The 18,465-nt window shown below is 42.3% G+C and carries 26 protein-coding genes and 2 pseudogenes; 23 read left to right on the top strand and 5 right to left on the bottom strand.

Annotated features, from left to right (window positions below; genetic code table 11):
- Window positions 1-12: 12 nt before the first annotated feature.
- The 13 genes and pseudogenes from WG8_RS13185 to WG8_RS26550 all read left to right on the top strand — a co-directional run bounded on the left by WG8_RS13185 (window position 13) and on the right by WG8_RS26550 (window position 11,582).
- On the top strand, window positions 13-996 hold the full coding sequence (locus WG8_RS13185; protein ID WP_007430686.1) for an AAA family ATPase: 984 nt from the start codon (window positions 13-15) through the stop codon (window positions 994-996).
- Window positions 997-1,116: 120 nt separating this feature from the next.
- Window positions 1,117-2,403 carry a GTPase HflX gene (gene hflX / locus WG8_RS13180; protein WP_007430685.1) on the top strand — a complete coding sequence of 429 codons (1,287 nt, stop codon included), beginning with the start codon at window positions 1,117-1,119 and terminating at the stop codon, window positions 2,401-2,403.
- A gap of 111 nt (window positions 2,404-2,514) precedes the next feature.
- Window positions 2,515-3,768, top strand: a complete 1,254-nt coding sequence (locus WG8_RS13175; RefSeq protein ID WP_007430684.1) for a methionine gamma-lyase family protein — start codon at window positions 2,515-2,517, stop codon at window positions 3,766-3,768.
- Window positions 3,769-3,852: 84 nt separating this feature from the next.
- Window positions 3,853-4,266 carry a MerR family transcriptional regulator gene (locus WG8_RS13170; protein ID WP_007430683.1) on the top strand — a complete coding sequence of 138 codons (414 nt, stop codon included), beginning with the start codon at window positions 3,853-3,855 and terminating at the stop codon, window positions 4,264-4,266.
- An 84-nt stretch (window positions 4,267-4,350) separates the two neighbouring features.
- Window positions 4,351-5,679, top strand: coding sequence for a type I glutamate--ammonia ligase (gene glnA / locus WG8_RS13165; protein ID WP_007430682.1), 1,329 nt, complete (start codon window positions 4,351-4,353; stop codon window positions 5,677-5,679).
- A 55-nt stretch (window positions 5,680-5,734) separates the two neighbouring features.
- Window positions 5,735-6,050, top strand: a pseudogene (locus WG8_RS13160) (NucA/NucB deoxyribonuclease domain-containing protein); the annotation flags it as partial.
- 176 nt (window positions 6,051-6,226) lie between these two features.
- On the top strand, window positions 6,227-7,282 hold the full coding sequence (locus tag WG8_RS13155; protein WP_007430680.1) for a fibronectin type III domain-containing protein: 1,056 nt from the start codon (window positions 6,227-6,229) through the stop codon (window positions 7,280-7,282).
- A gap of 328 nt (window positions 7,283-7,610) precedes the next feature.
- Window positions 7,611-8,198, top strand: a complete 588-nt coding sequence (locus WG8_RS13150; RefSeq protein ID WP_007430679.1) for a hypothetical protein — start codon at window positions 7,611-7,613, stop codon at window positions 8,196-8,198.
- Window positions 8,199-8,611: 413 nt separating this feature from the next.
- Window positions 8,612-9,112 (top strand): phage holin family protein, encoded by a 501-nt coding sequence (locus WG8_RS13145; protein WP_411829298.1) that lies wholly within the window; start codon window positions 8,612-8,614, stop codon window positions 9,110-9,112.
- Entirely contained in the window at window positions 9,090-10,049 is a 960-nt protein-coding gene (locus WG8_RS13140; RefSeq protein WP_007430677.1) for a GH25 family lysozyme, read from the top strand. The genes WG8_RS13145 and WG8_RS13140 overlap by 23 nt, the downstream gene beginning before the upstream one ends.
- A 2-nt stretch (window positions 10,050-10,051) precedes the next feature.
- Window positions 10,052-10,612, top strand: coding sequence for a phage holin, LLH family (locus tag WG8_RS13135; protein ID WP_007430676.1), 561 nt, complete (start codon window positions 10,052-10,054; stop codon window positions 10,610-10,612).
- A 316-nt stretch (window positions 10,613-10,928) separates the two neighbouring features.
- A complete protein-coding gene (locus WG8_RS29530; RefSeq protein WP_411829297.1) occupies window positions 10,929-11,084 on the top strand; it encodes an IS3 family transposase in 156 nt (51 codons plus the stop codon).
- Between the two features lie 378 nt (window positions 11,085-11,462).
- Window positions 11,463-11,582, top strand: coding sequence for a hypothetical protein (locus tag WG8_RS26550; protein ID WP_007430675.1), 120 nt, complete (start codon window positions 11,463-11,465; stop codon window positions 11,580-11,582).
- Window positions 11,583-11,915: 333 nt separating this feature from the next.
- Here the strand turns inward: WG8_RS26550 and WG8_RS27405 are convergent, their stop codons facing one another.
- The gene (locus tag WG8_RS27405; protein WP_007430674.1) at window positions 11,916-12,056 is read right to left on the bottom strand and encodes a hypothetical protein; all 141 of its coding nucleotides are present in this window, start codon (window positions 12,054-12,056) and stop codon (window positions 11,916-11,918) included.
- A gap of 42 nt (window positions 12,057-12,098) precedes the next feature.
- Window positions 12,099-12,260, bottom strand: a complete 162-nt coding sequence (locus WG8_RS27400) for a hypothetical protein (protein WP_007430673.1) — start codon at window positions 12,258-12,260, stop codon at window positions 12,099-12,101.
- Window positions 12,261-12,440: 180 nt separating this feature from the next.
- Here WG8_RS27400 and WG8_RS13130 point away from each other — a divergent pair, with 180 nt between their 5' ends.
- A complete protein-coding gene (locus WG8_RS13130; protein WP_043891064.1) occupies window positions 12,441-12,674 on the top strand; it encodes a hypothetical protein in 234 nt (77 codons plus the stop codon).
- A 22-nt stretch (window positions 12,675-12,696) separates the two neighbouring features.
- Here the strand turns inward: WG8_RS13130 and WG8_RS13125 are convergent, their stop codons facing one another.
- Window positions 12,697-13,131 (bottom strand): hypothetical protein, encoded by a 435-nt coding sequence (locus tag WG8_RS13125; RefSeq protein WP_052310866.1) that lies wholly within the window; start codon window positions 13,129-13,131, stop codon window positions 12,697-12,699.
- Window positions 13,132-13,516: 385 nt separating this feature from the next.
- On the opposite strand from WG8_RS13125, the gene WG8_RS13120 reads away from it, so the two are divergent.
- From WG8_RS13120 to WG8_RS29325, 9 genes and pseudogenes are all read left to right on the top strand, one after another.
- A complete protein-coding gene (locus tag WG8_RS13120; protein ID WP_198286455.1) occupies window positions 13,517-14,152 on the top strand; it encodes a hypothetical protein in 636 nt (211 codons plus the stop codon).
- Window positions 14,145-14,654 (top strand): accessory gene regulator ArgB-like protein, encoded by a 510-nt coding sequence (locus WG8_RS13115; RefSeq protein ID WP_043891053.1) that lies wholly within the window; start codon window positions 14,145-14,147, stop codon window positions 14,652-14,654. The genes WG8_RS13120 and WG8_RS13115 overlap by 8 nt, the downstream gene beginning before the upstream one ends.
- A 4-nt stretch (window positions 14,655-14,658) precedes the next feature.
- Window positions 14,659-14,781: an AgrD family cyclic lactone autoinducer peptide gene (locus WG8_RS26545; RefSeq protein ID WP_007430670.1), complete on the top strand. Its 123-nt coding sequence runs from the start codon at window positions 14,659-14,661 to the stop codon at window positions 14,779-14,781.
- Between the two features lie 210 nt (window positions 14,782-14,991).
- The gene (locus WG8_RS28435) at window positions 14,992-15,108 is read left to right on the top strand and encodes a YjcZ family sporulation protein (protein ID WP_232289104.1); all 117 of its coding nucleotides are present in this window, start codon (window positions 14,992-14,994) and stop codon (window positions 15,106-15,108) included.
- Between the two features lie 525 nt (window positions 15,109-15,633).
- Complete coding sequence (locus WG8_RS26540) at window positions 15,634-15,735, top strand: hypothetical protein (protein WP_007430669.1); 102 nt, start codon at window positions 15,634-15,636, stop codon at window positions 15,733-15,735.
- A 520-nt stretch (window positions 15,736-16,255) separates the two neighbouring features.
- Window positions 16,256-16,393 (top strand): annotated as a pseudogene (locus WG8_RS29525) (YolD-like family protein); the annotation flags it as partial.
- A gap of 117 nt (window positions 16,394-16,510) precedes the next feature.
- Window positions 16,511-17,224 carry a hypothetical protein gene (locus WG8_RS13110; RefSeq protein WP_043891052.1) on the top strand — a complete coding sequence of 238 codons (714 nt, stop codon included), beginning with the start codon at window positions 16,511-16,513 and terminating at the stop codon, window positions 17,222-17,224.
- The gene (locus WG8_RS26530; RefSeq protein ID WP_157136328.1) at window positions 17,175-17,705 is read left to right on the top strand and encodes an accessory gene regulator ArgB-like protein; all 531 of its coding nucleotides are present in this window, start codon (window positions 17,175-17,177) and stop codon (window positions 17,703-17,705) included. Before WG8_RS13110 ends, WG8_RS26530 begins: the two co-directional genes overlap by 50 nt.
- Window positions 17,696-17,827: a hypothetical protein gene (locus WG8_RS29325; protein WP_007430668.1), complete on the top strand. Its 132-nt coding sequence runs from the start codon at window positions 17,696-17,698 to the stop codon at window positions 17,825-17,827. The genes WG8_RS26530 and WG8_RS29325 overlap by 10 nt, the downstream gene beginning before the upstream one ends.
- 227 nt (window positions 17,828-18,054) lie before the next feature.
- On the opposite strand, the gene WG8_RS29320 is transcribed toward WG8_RS29325, so the two are convergent.
- Entirely contained in the window at window positions 18,055-18,180 is a 126-nt protein-coding gene (locus WG8_RS29320) for a hypothetical protein (RefSeq protein ID WP_007430667.1), read from the bottom strand.
- Window positions 18,181-18,222: 42 nt separating this feature from the next.
- Window positions 18,223-18,393, bottom strand: a complete 171-nt coding sequence (locus tag WG8_RS27395; RefSeq protein WP_007430666.1) for a hypothetical protein — start codon at window positions 18,391-18,393, stop codon at window positions 18,223-18,225.
- Between the last annotated feature and the right edge of the window lie 72 nt (window positions 18,394-18,465).

Raw genomic sequence — 18,465 nt, 5'->3', positions numbered from 1 at the left:
GGTGATGGATGCATGAACGGACGGGGAATTGCCGCGGGCAAGCGGTCGGAGGAGAGACCTTCCAGACAAATCAATGTCGTGCTGCGTAGCCCGGAGCCGACAGCTTCGGTAACAGTGGACGAAAAGGAAGCAGCAGCTTCAACCAAGTCGCAGGCGCTACCGCAGTATCTCAGTCTTTATCAGGAAATTCAGAAAGAGCTCGATCATCTCGTTGGTTTGGATAACATCAAAGACCTGGTATTTGAAGTATATGCTTTTCTGCAGATCACCCATATGCGCACGGATGCGGGGTTGCTGAGTAATGCCCATGTTTATCACATGATTTTCAAAGGAAATCCAGGTACGGGGAAAACGACGGTAGCCCGCATTATCGCTAAAATGCTGCAAAAAATGGGAGTATTGAGCAAAGGCCATCTGATTGAGGTGGAAAGAGCTGATCTGGTAGGGGAGTATATTGGGCACACTGCGCAAAAAACGCGGGATCTGGTTAAAAAATCTCTAGGCGGTGTGCTGTTCATTGATGAGGCCTACAGCTTGGCACGCGGAGGGGAAAAGGATTTCGGCAAAGAGGCGATTGATACCTTGGTAAAGGCTATGGAAGACCAAAAAAATCAATTTATTTTGATTCTCGCTGGGTATTCAGGGGAAATGGACTTTTTTTTGCGAACAAATCCAGGTCTGCCTTCTCGTTTTCCGATCCAGCTGGATTTTCCTGACTATACCGTCGATCAGCTTATCCAAATTTCCGAGATGATGGCTAAGGAGCGGGATTATATTCTTATGCCCCAATCCATACTCAAAATGAAGGAGCATTTGCTGAACGAGCGCAATGACAGTCTTCATGCATTCAGTAATGCGCGTTATGTCCGTAACGTGATTGAAAAAGCGATTCGGCATCAGGCTGTTAGACTCCTCAATCAGTACAGAAGCGGGCAGCCCGGAAAGCAAGAATTGATGACGCTGCGGCCAGAAGATTTGAAATTGGACAAAAGATAGGCGATAATAGGAATCTGAATCTCTGAATCACATCGAATTGCACGACATTGAACGGGGCCGGCCTGAATATCAGGTCGGTCTCTGTTCGAGGGTTGATATGAAAATAAAGGAGCAAACAATATGGCGAACTCCACTCATGATACACAAACCGAAATGCAGGACAAGGCGGTACTGGTCAGTCTGATTACGGATGAAGTTAAACGTTCCGGCATCAATACGGAATATTCGCTGGATGAGCTGGTGAAGCTGGCTGAGACAGCGGGAGTTGAAGTGCTGAGCGTCCTGACCCAGAATAGGGAGACCAAAGACTCCAAATGGTTTATTGGTAAAGGTAAAGTAGAGGAATTACGTGCGGTTGCCGAGGAATTGGGAGCGAATACAGCTATTTTTGACCAGGAGCTATCGGGAGCTCAGGTACGAAATCTGGAAGAAAGTCTGGATCTCAAGATTATTGACCGGACACAGCTTATTCTGGACATTTTTGCCCAGCGTGCGAAAACGCGTGAAGGTATAATTCAGGTTGAGCTGGCACAGCTGTCATATTTGCTACCGCGTCTGTCCGGACACGGTAAAAACCTGTCACGGCTCGGGGGCGGAATCGGAACGCGTGGTCCTGGTGAAAGCAAGCTGGAAACAGACCGTCGTCATATCCGTGACCGTATCAGTGATCTGAAACGCCAGCTGGAAGAGGTGACCCGTCACCGCTATTTGCACAGGGAGCGCAGACAAAAGAGCGGTATTGTACAGGTAGCGCTGGTCGGCTATACCAATGCGGGCAAATCAACGCTGTTAAAGCAACTGACGGCTGCTGACGTATATATTGAAAACCAGCTGTTTGCAACGCTGGACCCTACTTCCAGAACGATGGAGCTGCCGAGTGGCAAAGAGGTTATTCTTACAGATACGGTCGGATTTATTCAAAACCTGCCCCATGATTTGGTAGCTTCCTTCCGGGCTACTCTGGAGGAAGCTAATGAAGCTCATCTTATTTTACATGTCGTGGATGCTTCTTCCGATATGCGTGACGAACAGATGAAAGTTGTAGAGACGATCTTGCAACAGCTGGGTGCTGCGGACAAGCCTCAGATTGTATTATTTAACAAAAAAGATGCTTGTACCCCTGAGCAATTGGAAATGCTTCCTTCCGGGGAGGGATATTTAAAAATCAGTTCATTTGATGAAGGGGATTTGCTGCGCATCCGTGAGCTGGTTCAAGAGCATTTGAGCGGTGATACACTGAGATTCCGTATTCCTGCGGGACGTGGCGACCTGACATCAGTGCTTTATCGTATCGGGGATGTGCTGCTGACGGAGTATGACGGCAATGACGTCATATATGAGGTAGAAATTCAAAGAGGCGAGTATGAAAAATATGGTCATGCGCTTAAAGAGTTCACAGAAGCTTAACATCTGATGACGTTTTTGGGTCAATAAAATGATAAGGATCATCGTTCAAAGCGAACAATAATATAACATCAATAGCCTAAGGCTGCGTAAGAGAGAGGGTCAAAGGGGAAAATGGTAGTTTTCAGTTCGGAAATTCAACAAATTCAGGAAATGGTAGAACAAAAAATACAGGAACGTATGCGGCATATAGATCAGATTGTAGATGCAAATCAGTGGAAGGTTATTCAGTCTTTCCAGCGGAAGCAAGTAAGCGATTTTCATTTTGCAGGTTCTACGGGATATGCATACAATGACCGGGGACGTGAGGTGCTGGAGGAGGTCTATGCCGATGTATTCGGTGCGGAGGCAGCGTTGGTGCGTCCGCATTTTGCTTCGGGCACTCATACAATCGCCACTGCTTTGTTTGGTGTGTTGCGTCCAGGAGATGAACTGTTGTATATCACCGGGCGGCCTTATGATACGCTGCACAAGGTGATTGGCAAGCCCGGCGACGGAACAGGATCATTACAGGATTTTGGTGTTACCTATGGAGAAACAGCATTAACAGCAGAAGGCAAAGTGGACTGGGAAGCGGTAGAAGCCGCAATCCATGCCAATACCAAGGTGGTCGGTATCCAGCGCTCTCGCGGCTACGATTGGAGAGCCTCCTTTAGTGTAGCCGACATTGAGGAAATGACAGCGCGTGTTAAGGCGATAAAACCGGACGTCATTGTCTTTGTGGACAATTGCTATGGCGAATTTACCGAAAAGCAGGAGCCGACTCAGGTAGGGGTCGATTTGATGGCAGGTTCGCTGATTAAAAATCCCGGTGGCGGCATTGCCGAAACGGGTGGGTATATCTGTGGTAAACAAGAGTATGTAGAGCTGGCAGCCTATCGACTAACAGCACCGGGAATTGGCGGAGAAGTAGGAGCCATGCTGGGTACCACGCGAGGTATCTTTCAGGGCTTATTCCTTGCTCCAACACTGGTCGGACAGGCGGTTAAAGGCAGTGTATTTGCAGCTGCGGTTTTTGAAGAAATGGGCTTTGAGACTAAGCCGGCTTGGCATGAGGAGCGCACGGATTTGATTCAGGCCATCTCTTTTAGCGGACCAGAGCATCTCATTGCTTTTGTTCAGGGAATTCAGCGCGCTGCCGCCGTGGATAGCCATGTGGTACCTGAGCCGTGGGATATGCCGGGCTACGAGCATCCGGTTATCATGGCGGCCGGTACATTTATACAAGGGGGAAGTCTGGAATTATCTGCAGATGCACCGATTCGTGAACCTTATATTGGTTACATGCAAGGGGGCTTAACCTACTCTCATGTGAAATATGGAGTGCTTATGGCCCTGCAAACGATGAAAGATCGTAAATTATTGTGAGTTTTTCTAACATGTCATTGACACTTTGCATCAGCTAAATGTACAATAAGGTGAATAATAAGATCACTGGAAGGTTGATGACAAATGGGCGATGAAATTCGCAGAAATATGGCCTTATTTCCAATAGGTATTGTCATGAAGCTAACGGACTTGTCAGCACGTCAGATTCGTTATTATGAGCAGCATAACTTGATAGTTCCTGCCCGTACATCGGGAAACCAACGCCTTTTTTCTTTTAATGACGTCGAGCGACTGCTTGAAATCAAGGCGTTGATTGAAAAGGGTGTTAACATTGCGGGAATTAAACAAGTCATGAATCCGGTCACCAAAGAATCGGAGGAGGCTACGGTTATTACTGCAGACACGGAAGTCAAACGTCGTGAAATGTCTGATACTCAGCTTCACCGCTTGTTGAAGCAACAGCTTGTGGCAGGCAAAAGACCAGGACAGGTATCCCTGATCCAAGGTGAACTATCACGGTTTTTCAATAAAAGATAATGCTGTATTCTACATTTTGGACTCATCATTTAAGAAATTTATGGAACAGCTGATTACTGTCGCTACAGAAAGGGAGAGGTTAGTGTGAGTTATACCAGAGAAGATATTCTTCGGATTGCGAAAGAAGAAAATGTTCGTTTTATTCGTTTGCAGTTCACAGATTTGCTGGGCACTATTAAAAACGTTGAAATTCCAGTTAGCCAACTGGAAAAAGCATTGGACAACAAAATGATGTTTGACGGTTCTTCCATTGAAGGTTATGTGCGCATCGAAGAATCTGACATGTACTTATATCCGGATTTGGACACATGGGTTGTATTCCCTTGGGTAACCTCAGATCGTGTAGCTCGTCTGATCTGTGATATTTACAAGCCGGACGGAGTTCCGTTTGCAGGTGACCCACGCGGTATTTTGAAGCGTGTACTTAAGGAAGCGGAAGAGCTGGGATACACTTCGATGAATGTTGGACCTGAACCGGAATTTTTCCTGTTCAAAACAGATGAAAAGGGCGAGCCGACCACAGAGCTGAATGACCAAGGCGGGTATTTTGACCTGGCACCAATGGATCTCGGTGAAAACTGCCGTCGTGAAATTGTTCTTAAGCTTGAAGAAATGGGCTTCGAAATTGAAGCATCCCATCATGAGGTTGCACCTGGTCAGCATGAGATTGACTTTAAATATGCGGATGCGATCAAAGCTGCGGATCAGATTCAAACATTCAAGCTCGTTGTTAAGACGATTGCACGTCAGCATGGTCTGCATGCTACCTTTATGCCAAAACCTTTGTTTGGTGTGAATGGCTCCGGTATGCACTGCAACCAGTCATTGTTCAAGGAAAATGAGAACGTATTTTATGATGAAACGGACGAACTCGGATTGAGTCAAACAGCCCGCCACTATATGGCTGGTATTCTCAAGCACGCACGTGCAATGGCCGCAATCACGAATCCGACGGTAAATTCATATAAGCGTCTCGTACCAGGCTATGAAGCGCCTTGTTATGTTGCTTGGTCCGCAAGTAACCGCAGCCCGATGATTCGGATTCCTGCATCTCGTGGCCTGAGCACTCGCGTCGAAGTTCGTAACCCTGACCCGGCTGCGAATCCGTATTTGGCCTTGGCTGTGATGCTGAGAGCTGGTTTGGATGGCATCAAACGCCAGCTGCCTCTGCCAGCTCCAATTGATCGTAACATCTACGTTATGTCCGAGGAAGAGCGCATCGAAGAAGGCATTCCAAGCCTGCCTGCAGACTTGAAGGAAGCCTTGTCTGAGCTCATTCGGAGCGAAGTCATCTCTGACGCACTGGGCGACCATGCTCTGGCATACTTCTACGAGCTTAAAGAAATTGAATGGGACATGTATCGTACACAGGTTCACCAGTGGGAACGTGATCAATATCTGACGTTGTACTAAAAGGTAGAATCCCTTGGCGCTCTAAGCGTTGAGGGATTTTTGCTTTGGGGGGTATATGCTAAAGTTCCCAAGTTCATGCTACCCTGAAACCGGAGCGCACATTAGGGATGCTATTGCGGCCGGACATTCTGCGGTATGTACGATTGACCGGGATGGAGCCGAGGAGAATCGCAGGGAGTCTTTGAAGGGCTATCCGACTAAAAAGGGATATGATCGTGACGAATGGCCGATGGCTATGTGTTCTGAGGGTGGCGCAGGTGCAGATATAAGATACATAAGCCCTATAGATAATAGAGGAGCTGGATCATGGGTAAAGCCATCAGTTGGATAAATATGTAGATGGAACAAAGGTAAGATTCATAGTGAAATAAGGATGAGGGACTCTACAGGTGTGTTTGGCTGATAGAGTCTTTTTTTATACCCAATAAAAAATAAATATGCAAATATTTAGATTGTATTTATAAATTAGCAAGTTTATGTTTAGACACACCTTTAGAATTAATTTACTTTAGTAATAGTTCAACAAACCCTAGTAGGAGGAATTCTTGTGAAGATAAATTTTATGAAAAAGATAAGTATTTTGTTAGGTGTTTTATTGTTTGCAACGAGCTTGATTTTAAATTCAAATACGTATGCAGCGTCGATCGGTGAGAGATTAACTTCTGCCGAAGAAGGTTGGGAAAGATATGACGATATGAATCCTGCCATTAAGTATGAAGGTAGTGGATGGGCATATGTTGAAAATGAACCTAATAGTGTTTATGCAAAAACAGGTCACTATATGAAACCATCTGGAGCCACAACAAATTCCATAAAATTCAAATTCTATGGAACTAAACTGCGAATTATTGATCTGTATTGGACCAATAGGGTAAACAATGTGACCATAGAGATTGATGGCAAAGTTTCGACATACAATCCAAATAATCCTGCAAATCTGTATCAAGTACTTGTGTTTGAAGCCTTAGATCTGCCACCCGCTGTTCATGAAGTAAAGTTAACTACGAATAGCACAAACAACACATTTTCGCTTGATGCAATAGATACTGATGGAAAATTGGTTGATATCCACACTCCCATGAATCTTGTAGCCTCCCCTGGAGACGGCCAAGTTACATTAAACTGGGGGCAGGTTCAAGAAGCTGACGGTTACACAGTCAAGTATGGAACAGAATCAGGTAAATATACTGAAACTGCCACAGCTACAAAAGACGTATATGGAAACTTCGTTATTCCGGGCCTGACCAACGGAACGAAATACTACTTTGTTGTGAGTGCTAAGGTCAATGGTGTGGATTCTGAATATTCCAATGAAGCATCTGCAACTCCACAAGGAGGAGGTCAAACTGATCCTGAGCAACCCTCAGGTAATCGCGCAATCCTGGTAGTTACTATGACTACCGGCTTGGAGAAGGAATTTGATCTAAGTATAAAAGAAGTCAATGACTTTATCACTTGGTATGAGAGCAAGCAAGCTGGATCTGGATCAGCTTCATACGCGATCAACAAGCACGATAACAATAAAGGCCCATTCAGCAGCCGCAAGGATTATATGCTGTTTGATCGTATCCTGACGTTTGAAGTAAGTGAATACTCTAAATAAAATGAAATCCCTGCTAACCTTAATTGGTCGGCGGGATTTTTTTAGACGGTAAACTCCGTGAACATCGGACTGTAATAACCCCGACTGGTAGGGTGTCTTTCTTTTTACTTTTAAACCAGTCTGATGCTGCGCGACATTTTACAGATGTAATCCATTTCTACCAAAAAAATCATTGGAAACAATTGACTTCTTCTAACTGTTTACCGATAATATTAACAAGGCGGTTATTGCTGTTCTACTAGAAAACGTCACCCATTTTGAAAATAGGTCTTTATGCTCGGATAGCAATTCATACCACCTTAATAATATTTTTTGGAGGTAAAAGAGTATGAGCATGAAAAAACGTTTAGGTGCAATGTTACTGGCGGTATCCATGAGCGCCACAATGTCCGTGACTGCATTTGCAGCGGAGCCGAATGTTAAGGTATCCACCAATGCGGCTGGTGAAACTGTCTATACACAGACAGTGGATGTACAGTTAAGTGCCGCTCCCAGTGCTTCCAGCAGCAGTAGAACAGTGAGCGCCAACAAAAGCCTAGGGTTGGCATTAGCCCCCGGCAAAAGCGGTTTTTCCGATCAGGTTAGCTTTCGGTTTACGTCATTGCCTCTTAATGCCAAGGTAAAGTCGATTGAGATTGATCCAGGAAGAGGAATCATTAACAACAACAATAAAAATCTGCTGGGGGCGATTGTTTTTTCTAAGTTGAATGTATCCTCTCCTAGCGGCAAATCTGCTACTATCGCATGGAAGCCCAGTGGAATGACTGAGAGAGCAAGTTTTCTAGATCAGGAAGCAAGCGGTACATGGACAGCACAGGTCTATGGAACAAACATTGCAAGTTCTACCGGAGATAGATGGTTCGGTAGCCTTTCTTATAAATCTGTTGAAATGACTATTTCCTACGTTTTGGAATAATCTGTTAGGCTGGGGCGGGGTAATCCTTTTGGATTGTCCCGCTTCATTTTTTCTGTCATTCATCTTTACTTTCCCCAGAACTATACTGCCTGCTAGCTTAAAGACGTATGGCCTGTCTAGAACTTTATATTCACTGAAAAATATTTCCCTTTAAAATCCGCAGCGTTATAGCAACAGAACCAATTTAAAATATAAGTAGGAAAGCCTCTGAAAACTCAGGGGCTTATTTTGCGTCTCAAGGAGCTGAAATTGCTTCGCAGCCGCATAAGCGTAAGGAGATTCTTAACGCCCTGGATACGGCGGTGGGAAATGCATTAGCAGAGATACAGTTCCAAGAAGAAAAAAATCAGAGGCTAAACGATGATAGCTCAGGAAAAGTTTCCTGAACGCGCTCTTCTGAGTGCGCTATTTTTATGGCTTTTCGCCTTATATTGAGTAAAAAGAAACGGGGGAGGCAAGTGGACAAGTCGGAGATTTATAAATTTAGCGCTGCCTTTGGTGGGAGCGCGATAACGTATCTTTTTGGAGGATGGTCATTTGCTCTGGCTGCACTTCTTACATTTACAATAATTGATTATGTGACTGGATTAATTGCAGCTGGTGTAGAAGGTAAGAAGGGCACCGGACCTGGTTTAAAAAGTAAGATCGGTCTTATTGGTATCGCACAAAAAGTATTTATTTTTGCAATGGTAGCAGTATCCCACCTAATAGATGGAGTCTTAGGCGATTCGCATTTATTCCGGGATGCGGTCACCTACTTTTATTTGGCAAATGAATTGCTGTCGATAGTTGAAAACGGCGGTAGGATTGGTGCTCCTGTCCCATCAATTATCCGGCAGGCTGTAGAGGTTCTAAAAAGTAAAAGTGGTGAGAAGGAAGGGGACGGAGAAAATGCAAGCAAGAAAAAAAGGTAACGCGCAAGGGATAGATGTATCCCGTTATCAGGGAAAGATTGATTGGAAGGCAGCGAAGGAAGACGGCATATCGTTTGCCTTTATTAAGGCAAGTCAAGGACAAAGATACGTTGATCCAACATTCATTACGAATGCAAAAGGTGCGAGAGCAGCCGGGATTCTGCTGGGAGCTTACCATTTTGTAGATGCGACCAGTGTCAACGCAGCAAAAGCGGAAGCAAGGCATTTCGCTGAGGTGCTGGATCAGGTGGGCGGCGCAAAAACGCTGGATTTACCAGCGGTGATGGATTATGAAAACAATCCGGGTGGACTTAGCTCAGCCGCGATTCACGAGGTTGCACTCGCATTTTTAACGGAGTTTGAACAGGTAAGCGGCCGCAAGCCGATGGTATATACGGGCAACGCCTTTGCTGCCCATTTCAAAGCTCCGCTGGGTAGCTATAAGCTGTGGATCGCACGCTATAGCACGCGTGTGCCCAATGATACCACGACATGGAAGCGCTGGGATTTATGGCAATACAGCGATAGCGGCAAGGTGAATGGAATTAAAGGAAATGTGGACCTGAATGAGTTTGACGGCACGGTGGACGAATTACGGACATGGTTCAATATGAATCCTTCCGTATCCAAAGAAGAGCATGCGACTGTTACGGATGGATCATTCCAGATTAACGGAGAGAATGCGGGTAAGACGCTACTGTTTGGCGGAAAGACCTACGTTCCGCTGCGCGAGTTAGCGAACGGCTTGGGATTGGGTTTCAAGTGGGATAACACGCATAAAGAGGCATATTTAAACGGCAGTAAGCTTCAATCCGTTCAGTTGGTGGACGGAAAGGCATATGTGCAGCTGCGCCCGATTGCTGAGGCATACGGAGCTGTAGTGTCTTGGGATTCAAAATCAAAAATTGCTGCTTTGAAAACGAAAGGGGATAAATAACCATGCAAACTCAAACTGTTATTGAAAATGTACAACCATACGTAAGTACCATTGCTACAGCAGCTATAGGTGTACTGACAACCATTATTTTAGCTGGACTGAATACAGTGAAGGTAAAAGTAAATGCCTGGCTTGATGCTCGTACCACGGCAGCACAACGTGAAGTAATTCATAAAATTGCTGGAGAGGCTTTCGCTTTTGCTCAAACAGCTTTTAAGCAGGCCGGAGGAGAACGTAAGCTTCAGGAGGCTTTACAGTATGCCACACTACGGCTTACCGAGCAAGGTATTACAGTGTCGGTCGTGGAGCTTAGGGCAGCTATTGAAAAGGTATATTTGGAATATAAGCCCAAGATAAAGACAGTGTTGACTACCGAAACACAGCCGGGTGAAGAGGCAAGACAAGCGGCAGTTAAGGAAGCTGTATCGGGTCTGGCTGCAAAGCTTAATGATTTCTTAGCACAAGCAACAGCCGATGTGGCGCTTTCTGTTACTGTTCAGTCTGAGCCCGAGTCTATTCCCGCGCTAGCAACACCCGAACAAACGCCTGTTACTACGGAATAAACTTATAAAGTAAATACCCTGCTGGCGCGTGAAGTGCACCCCTTAGAATAGACATTGGAATAACCCCCTGGTTTATCCGATGAAATCTAGGGGGTGCATTTTTTATCCCAGCGAAAAAAGGAACAAAGTTTAATGAGTATACGTTTGAAACCAAGGTAGAGGCTCCGCTCACAAATTCGCCTAAAGCGTCGCTGCAACTATGCTTCTTCTACGAAAGGTCGTGTGGCGAAAAATCTGCTAAAACAACAGCAAAAAGACGTGACTGGCCTCATCGTTTACAGCAACCAGGGATTCCAGTGCACGTCCCATACGTACCATGACATGCTGCCAAAGGTTGGCGCCCGAATCAGCATCTCTCGCTGAGGCACAAAGAAGAATAGAAGAATATATTCGATTTTACAACCAAAGTCGACCACAACGAAAGTTAAATAAGCTGCCTCCGAAAGAGTATCGGAAGCAGCTTATAGCCTAGGGTCTTTTTTCAGTGTCTATAAAATGGGGTCTTGACACTCTACTGGCTTCAGACGAAGGGATGTTTTTTTGTTTACCTAGAAGTCCACTCTCTAAACAGTACCTCGCATAGCTTGTGGAGTAAGCAAAGGAGGCATACGTGTGAAGGGAAAGGAAAGAGATTGTGGAGAAAATGTCGGGGAAGTTTGGAAATCGATAGTTGCTATCTTGGCACTGTTTATTTTGTTGGTAATCATCTTGAAATTAATCCATTGATAAAGATTCTTAGGCTCTATCGGGTTATCTGGTGCGAGCCTTTGTTTTGTCTACCAATATGCCCTGTCATAGAACGTATTTATACATATATTAAAATGTACCACAAGTAAAGGAGGTTAGAGACATGGGTGCATATGAAGGTGCAGGCACAGGTGCATATGGCGGCGGTATGTGGACTTCTACAGCGGCAATTTTGGTGCTCTTTATCCTGTTGGTTATCATCACTAAAGCATGTTGGGTTTAATTTTGTGAAAAGAACTGTTGAATAATACCGCTTCACTTGGCTCCTTTTTAAGGATGGTAAAAAATTGATCTAATGAACGCTAGGCTATTTCGCAACGGTCACAGTATTCGCTGTTCTTTTGTTAGCTAAGTTCTTACCGATTACATGGCGGATTCCGTCATAATAGTAGCTGCAGTTATTGGGATATTTTATTCAAAAAAACGAAATACTCGAATAACAAAAAGCCCAGCCAACCTTACATGGTCGGCTGGGGAATATTTTTAGGCTCTTTTCGTGAAATTATTGCTAAAAGATTTGAAATGGAGCAATGCCTTTGCCCCACTGAAAACATTATTAATGTTTTTTCTTTTTGACATTTACGTTGAACAAATTGGCAGCCAGCGCATTGCCTTGTGCACGCGCGAACGCTTTTTGTTTTGACCAGATCGATAAGTTTTTTCTTTTCACATGGTGTTTGGAATGTCTTCTACTCATGGAAATCACCTCCCTTCATAGGAAATGAAGGTACGGATGGTCTTAGTGGTGCTTTTTGCGTTTGGATATTTTGATGTTCAGTGCATTGGTTGCCAAGGCATTACCGCTCCTTGCTTTAGCAGCTGCAGCTTGAAAGATTTTAACGACCAGAAATTTGTTTTTACCGACACGGTGTTTGAACGTTTTTACTCTAGTTCGAATCATCTGCATACCCCCTCTGCTAAGGTATACTTTATTTATATGCCAGTGGCGATAGCGATGTATCAGCATGAATCTATTAACAGGAAAAAGAAACTATTACCTAATAAATAGTTTTCCATGTCCCATATTAACTATATGAAACTCAACATATCGTCATATTAGAAGGCTGGGATCGTGATCAGCATGAACCATACATATATAGTGCTAAAATCGGATATCGAACTATTTTCAGCTGCATTAAGTCGGGTAGGAGTGTATGCAGTACAGCCGTTAAGTGATGATTTGATAGAGGTTGTGGACTATGGCGGACCAGTGGAGAAGTACACTTCTCAGTCCGTAAAGATCAATGGATCGTATTTCTTGCGTAATCAGTTTGAAGTTAGAGTAGATGTGAAAAAGGACTCCGCTGGTTTGTAGCCAATAAGGAGTCCTTTCTTGTTTATTTAGTTGAATACTCGCTTACTTCAAACGTGAGTATTTTATTGAAGATCACATAGTTTTTACGGCTGCTGAATGGTCCTTTGTTGTTATTGTGTTTATCAATCGCATATTTGGAGGGGCCGGTACCGGCATCTTTTGCATCGTACCAATTCATGAAGGCATCCACTTCCTCCATTGAGAGATCATATTCTTTTTCCAAACCAGTTGTTAAAGTGATAGTAAGGATGGCACGATTCCCTTTGGGTTCTGGTTCACTAGGATTAGAACTACTATGGACAATCGCGGAAACCTCATTTGATGCCTGAGCCTCATTGCCGTTAGAAATAGCCGTTACTCTATAGTAATATGTTGTGTCTAACCTAATATTGGTGTCAGTATACGTTGCATTAGTAACATTGCTAGTGATTTTATCGTATGGACCGCCGGATACCAAAGATCTTTGGAGTGTATAACTCTCTGCCCCTTCAATGGTGTTCCAACTAAGTAAAATATTATTTTGCTGAGCATTTGCAGTTAAGTTAATCGGACCAGTCGCTAAAGTTCCATAGACTTCAAAATCATAAATATTTGCTGACTCCCCAGCTACGTGGCATCATTGTACCAGTAATCAACACTGCTAGACGTGAAGTAAAGCTGTCTCGCAGGAAAGATGATTATAGTTGGGTTAAGCTGGAGGATATTATATCTGCATCGTAAAAAAATACCTCACATAATACATAAAATATTCCATTTATATTGGTAATTGGATTGCCTCGAATTGGTAGAAAATGTAGTATTAAGGTGTGTTTGTTACCAATTACATGAAGGGGATATGTGTTATGTGGGAGCCTATTAGGTTCTTGCTGTTTTCAACTGTAGAAACAATGGCTGCATTAACGCTTATGCTTTCTATTTTTAGGTTAAAAGCTGTAAAGTATATGTTGCCGGCTTTGTTCATAGGTCTTGTTATGAATCTCCAAAGTTACATTTTAAGAGAGGAAATGTCTTTATCCTATTTGGCTCCTGCTATAAGCACATTGTTGTACATATTACTTATAACGACAGTTGTCAGGGTGCCTATACTGTGGGCTGCGATTATCTCTATCACAGGGACGTTTTTGTACACGCTTGTTCAAGCAATAATGATAGGGTTGTTTTTTGGGGGCGTAGACACTGCTGATCTACAAAATAGCGCTCAAGGGTCTTTGCTGCAAGCCATTACGAGCGCTTCGGTTTTTGCGATATCATTTGTATTGTTAAAATTTAAAATTGGCTTCATCGCGGATTTTGAGCGTTTGCGTTTAAAGTGGGAACATGTACTAGTTATTATTTTTATAGTAGGATCGCTCATGGCATCAACATTCATGTTTTATTATAATGATCTGTTTCTGATGATACTATATGTCTCTATGGCCGCTGGTTTATTTTTATATTATGCGCTCAAAAAAGAAAGGGAAGAACTTGAGGATGATTGAGACTTTGGCTTTGAGAATGGCAACTCATATAAAATCTACAATCCCTGATCATCCGGCGTCGGTAGCTGTGTTAAAGCATTCATTATCCATAGTTCTGAATGTTGTTTTTATTGTCTGTTTGACCATGGGTGCGGCGTTGTTTACAGGCAAGGTTAAAGAAGCCTCTTTAATGTTAGTCATGTTCGCAATACTCAGACAAATTACAGGCGGGATACATCTAAAAACAGGTATTGGATGCGTACTTGTTACATCTATCGTATGTACCGCACTATCATTTTTTACTCTTAGCTACAAATTGAGCATTGGTGCAACGATATTAAGTATAATCCTGATTTTAATCTATGCTCCGTCAGGGATTGAAAAGCAGTCGCGTATTCCTAAACGTTATTACCCGCTCTTAAAAACCATCGCTGTATTACTGGTCGGAACAAACTTGGTATTCGCCTCGTCTATACTAGCGATAAGTTTCTTGATTCAAAGCATTACTCTTATAAGGAGGTGAGAATGTGAAGAAATACATTTATTCAACGTTTGCAACAAGTTTGGCTGCTCTTGCCATGTTTTCTGTAAGTGTAGCCAGCTTAGCGTTCGTTTATAATCCAGAACCACCGGAAGAACTGATGAAATAAGGTGTGATTTTATGCATACCGTTTCAACAACGTCAAATGCGATACACTATACAAGTTGAATTTTTACGGATAATACTTACCGTATAAATTGGAAAGCATCGTAGCACCCTGCTGGCTCAAGCTGATGGGGTGTTTTTTTGTTTACCTAGAAGTCCATTTCCTAAGCAATACCTCGCATAGCCTGTAGAGTAAACAAAGGAGGCGTTACGTGTGAGGAGAATAGAAAAAGGTGGCGGAGAGGCTGCCGAAAAAGTTTGGACATCGATAGTTACGATCTTGGCACTGTTCATTTTGCTGGTCATCATCTTGAAATTAATTCTTTTATAAAGATTCTTGGACTCCACCGTCATTTTTGCAAATTGCCGTTTAGCCCTGTCAAATTCTTTAATAACACATACTGTGTACAGTATCTAAAAAAAAGGAGGAGTTTATGTGAGTGAATGTGGACATGAGCATAAGGTCAAACATTGTGGTGCTTTCACATCGACGAGTGCAATTTTGGTGCTCTTTATCCTGTTGGTCATAATTACTAAAGCATGTTGGATTTAATTTCGTGAGCATAGCCACACTATTCGCTGCTCTTTGGTTAACTAAGTTCTTACCGTATGCATGGCAATTCCTTCCATAATAGTTGTTGCGCTTATTGGGTTTTGTAGACCTAGCGGGATTGTCAGTAACGGGGATTGTTCGAATTAGCACTGGAATGACTAAGGATGATAAAACTATTAGAAAACGAGTGAATACCTTATCGGCTTCGGCTGGTAGGGTATTTTTTTGTTTACCCACACGCCCTGTCACAGAATGCATTTATTCATATATTAGAGTATCAACAAATAAAGGAGGTTAAAGGCCATGGGTGCTTATGAAGGCGGCGGCGGTGTATGGACTTCTACAGCAGCAATTTTGGTGCTCTTTATTCTGTTGGTTATAATCACTAAATCAATTTGGGTTTAATTTGTGAAAAGAACTGTTGGATAATGCCACATCAATTAAGATTAACGGATCTTATTTCTTCCGTAAGCAGTTTAAATTTAGAGTAGATGTAAATAAGGACTCTAGCGGTTTGTAACCGATAGGAGTCCTTATTATTATGTACTCGAATATCTCGTCCACATCGCTTGATTTACCAAGTTTTCGCCTTTTAATGTGACTTGAATACCATTTATATCTTGCTTGGAAACTTGACTATAATTATTATAAACTCCGCTAATATCCTCGCTGCCTTCGGCTACTCTATAATTAATTTTCTCCTTACCATTACTATAATCAGCCTCTATAACTGATTTTCCAATTACTTGAATCAAATTTTGCCAAAACAGGCCTGCTGATTAACCAGATTATGTAGTTTGAATTGATTCATACTCAAGTGTAGTCAGATGATAGATGCGAATCATCCATTCAACCGATAATCTATCCAGAAGCAGCAAGCGAGCAAATCGAACAAAAGAAAGGTCAGCATGACAGGGGAACGAGTTATGATTCATTTGATGATGCCGAGGAACTGTGTGGCAACATAACAGTAATCAACACCACTAGATGCGAAGTAAAGCTGTCACGTTGGGAAGAGGATTTTAGTTGGATTAAGCTGGAGGATATTATATCTGCATCTATAGAAAATATTTACCTTACATATATCATAAATATTTCCAATTGTACGGTTAATTGCATTGCCATACGCCGAAAATTAAATATACAATAGTAGAAGCCTAATTCAAGGACGGTGTTTCATTTGTTATCTGCTTTATTGTATATCCTACTCGGTGTGTTTGATGCCATAGCATCTGTTACTTTGGTCCTGAAGCTTTATATGCTACCTCTGTGGGAATATCGGAAAAGAATACTTATTTATGCAGTAGTTATAGCTTTGTTCTCCTATTTGATGCGAGTAGTTGTTGGGATGCCAAAGTTAGATTTGCCACTACAATATATTTTTATGATTATATTTTTTAGGTTTGGGTTGGGAATCAAAACACATTTGGCAGCCTTCTCAACTGGAGCTGGGTTGACGGCATATATAAACTTGCAACTCATAGTATTTTTATTTGCAAATTTCTTTGGAATAGCCCAGCCTGAGGTAATACAAGATACTGATGGACTCTCCATTTACTTTATACAATTGTTTTCCATTGTTGTTGTTTTTTTAATTTCATTTTTAATGAGCAAATATAATTTTGGATTTTCATTTATCGTACAACCTCCGCATGATTTCCTGAGAGGGAAAAGTTACTCTTCCTCCTTAAATAAAATGTTGATTTTTGGTGCGATAATATCTGCTATAACTATTTCTATAACTTTATACATGCTCTACAATTCTATTGCAATAGGTCTTCTTTCCATTTCTTTATTAACATTCGGTATATCTTATTTCTTTTCAGAGAAAGGGGATTATGAGGATGCTAGAAGCGCTATCCAGGCGCATCGCGGCAGAAATAAAGAGATCTGATCCTGATGGTCCAACAAGTTTAGAGGTGATGGAATATGCGCTTGCAATAAAACTTACTGAAATCTCAACGATAATTTTTGTTTCCATTATAGGATGGTTTACAGGACATTTTTTCGGAGCATTATTGGCTCTTGGAAGCCTGATGCTAATTAGAAGATTCTCGGGAGGAATTCATTTTTCCAACCTCAATTTCTGTGTTTTTTTTACAACGATAGTATGCACCATCATTCCTTTTATTCCCCTGAGTTTGTCGGTAATTTTAATTACTAATGTTTGCTCATTGCTGATATTTATTGCTTATGCACCGAATCATTTTATTTATATTAATAAGACTGAGAATCACAAATATTATAAACTAATATGTATTTTTATTTGCATGTTGAATTTTTTCGTACAATCATCCATAATATCCCTATCTTGTGTTGTACAATCTTTCAGTATTCTGCCTTTATGGAGAGGAGGTGAACGTAAATGGATATGAAATTGGCAAGATTATTGAATGTAAAATTGGGTAAATACGCTGATGAATCAACCAAAAAAGAAAAAACAATATTTGGAGCTAAGCCAGTACCAGCAGAGTTGAAGAAAAAAGAAAAGAACTAATTATTTGGACTGTCTTGAGTTCCTTTTTAGAAGGAAGTGGAAATGGGCACTCGATCAATATGATACCATACTAAAATGTGAAATCTCTTAGCGCTCTGAGCGTTGAGGGATTTTTTCGAAGAAGGACGATACATTTTAGCAGTAGCATGAGAAGTCTGTGGCAAAGTGGATCGTGTGACATAAAAAAAGCAGGAAGAATCCTTCCCGCTTTTTGCTGACAACGGCTATTAACGTCTGCGTCGTCCGTCATTTACGTTAAACAGGTTAATAGCCAGCGCGTTACCTACTGCACGCGCGTTGGCTCTTTGATTGGAACGGATGTTTAATCTTCTTCTTCTGTTTCTTCTGCTCATCATATCACCTCCCTTCAAATATAATGAAGGTATGGTCTAAACTTACCCGTCTTCATCTTTACGCTTGCGCTTGGAAATTTTGATATTCAATGCATTGGTAGCCAAGGCATTACCGCTCTTTGCTTTAGCAGCCGTAGCCTGAAAGACTTTAACGATCAGATATTGGTTTTTTCCGATGCGCTGCTTATATGTTTTGACTTTACTTCTGATCATCTGGCATGTCTCCTTTGCTTAGGTCTGCTTTATACATATGTCAATAGTGCTAGTAATGTATAAGCATAAATC

The sequence above is a fragment of the Paenibacillus sp. Aloe-11 genome (assembly GCF_000245715.1).
GTDB lineage: Bacteria > Bacillota > Bacilli > Paenibacillales > Paenibacillaceae > Paenibacillus > Paenibacillus kribbensis.
Note: the sequence above shows the minus strand (reverse complement) of the source record. Positions and strands in the feature narration are given on the sequence as shown.

What these genes read in the sequence shown, in the direction of transcription:
- WG8_RS13185 (WP_007430686.1), top strand. Translation starts at nt 13, where the DNA reads ATGAACGGACGGGGAATTGCCGCGGGCAAGCGGTCGGAGGAGAGACCT.
- hflX (WP_007430685.1), top strand. Translation starts at nt 1,117, where the DNA reads ATGGCGAACTCCACTCATGATACACAAACCGAAATGCAGGACAAGGCG.
- WG8_RS13175 (WP_007430684.1), top strand. Translation starts at nt 2,515, where the DNA reads ATGGTAGTTTTCAGTTCGGAAATTCAACAAATTCAGGAAATGGTAGAA.
- WG8_RS13170 (WP_007430683.1), top strand. Translation starts at nt 3,853, where the DNA reads ATGGGCGATGAAATTCGCAGAAATATGGCCTTATTTCCAATAGGTATT.
- WG8_RS13150 (WP_007430679.1), top strand. Translation starts at nt 7,611, where the DNA reads ATGAGCATGAAAAAACGTTTAGGTGCAATGTTACTGGCGGTATCCATG.
- WG8_RS13145 (WP_411829298.1), top strand. Translation starts at nt 8,612, where the DNA reads ATGGCTTTTCGCCTTATATTGAGTAAAAAGAAACGGGGGAGGCAAGTG.
- WG8_RS13140 (WP_007430677.1), top strand. Translation starts at nt 9,090, where the DNA reads ATGCAAGCAAGAAAAAAAGGTAACGCGCAAGGGATAGATGTATCCCGT.
- WG8_RS13135 (WP_007430676.1), top strand. Translation starts at nt 10,052, where the DNA reads ATGCAAACTCAAACTGTTATTGAAAATGTACAACCATACGTAAGTACC.
- WG8_RS29530 (WP_411829297.1), top strand. Translation starts at nt 10,929, where the DNA reads ATGACATGCTGCCAAAGGTTGGCGCCCGAATCAGCATCTCTCGCTGAG.
- WG8_RS26550 (WP_007430675.1), top strand. Translation starts at nt 11,463, where the DNA reads ATGGGTGCATATGAAGGTGCAGGCACAGGTGCATATGGCGGCGGTATG.
- WG8_RS27405 (WP_007430674.1), bottom strand. Translation starts at nt 12,056, where the DNA reads ATGAGTAGAAGACATTCCAAACACCATGTGAAAAGAAAAAACTTATCG.
- WG8_RS27400 (WP_007430673.1), bottom strand. Translation starts at nt 12,260, where the DNA reads ATGATTCGAACTAGAGTAAAAACGTTCAAACACCGTGTCGGTAAAAAC.
- WG8_RS13130 (WP_043891064.1), top strand. Translation starts at nt 12,441, where the DNA reads ATGAACCATACATATATAGTGCTAAAATCGGATATCGAACTATTTTCA.
- WG8_RS13120 (WP_198286455.1), top strand. Translation starts at nt 13,517, where the DNA reads ATGTGGGAGCCTATTAGGTTCTTGCTGTTTTCAACTGTAGAAACAATG.
- WG8_RS13115 (WP_043891053.1), top strand. Translation starts at nt 14,145, where the DNA reads ATGATTGAGACTTTGGCTTTGAGAATGGCAACTCATATAAAATCTACA.
- WG8_RS26540 (WP_007430669.1), top strand. Translation starts at nt 15,634, where the DNA reads ATGGGTGCTTATGAAGGCGGCGGCGGTGTATGGACTTCTACAGCAGCA.
- WG8_RS26530 (WP_157136328.1), top strand. Translation starts at nt 17,175, where the DNA reads ATGCTAGAAGCGCTATCCAGGCGCATCGCGGCAGAAATAAAGAGATCT.
- WG8_RS29325 (WP_007430668.1), top strand. Translation starts at nt 17,696, where the DNA reads ATGGATATGAAATTGGCAAGATTATTGAATGTAAAATTGGGTAAATAC.
- WG8_RS29320 (WP_007430667.1), bottom strand. Translation starts at nt 18,180, where the DNA reads ATGAGCAGAAGAAACAGAAGAAGAAGATTAAACATCCGTTCCAATCAA.
- WG8_RS27395 (WP_007430666.1), bottom strand. Translation starts at nt 18,393, where the DNA reads ATGATCAGAAGTAAAGTCAAAACATATAAGCAGCGCATCGGAAAAAAC.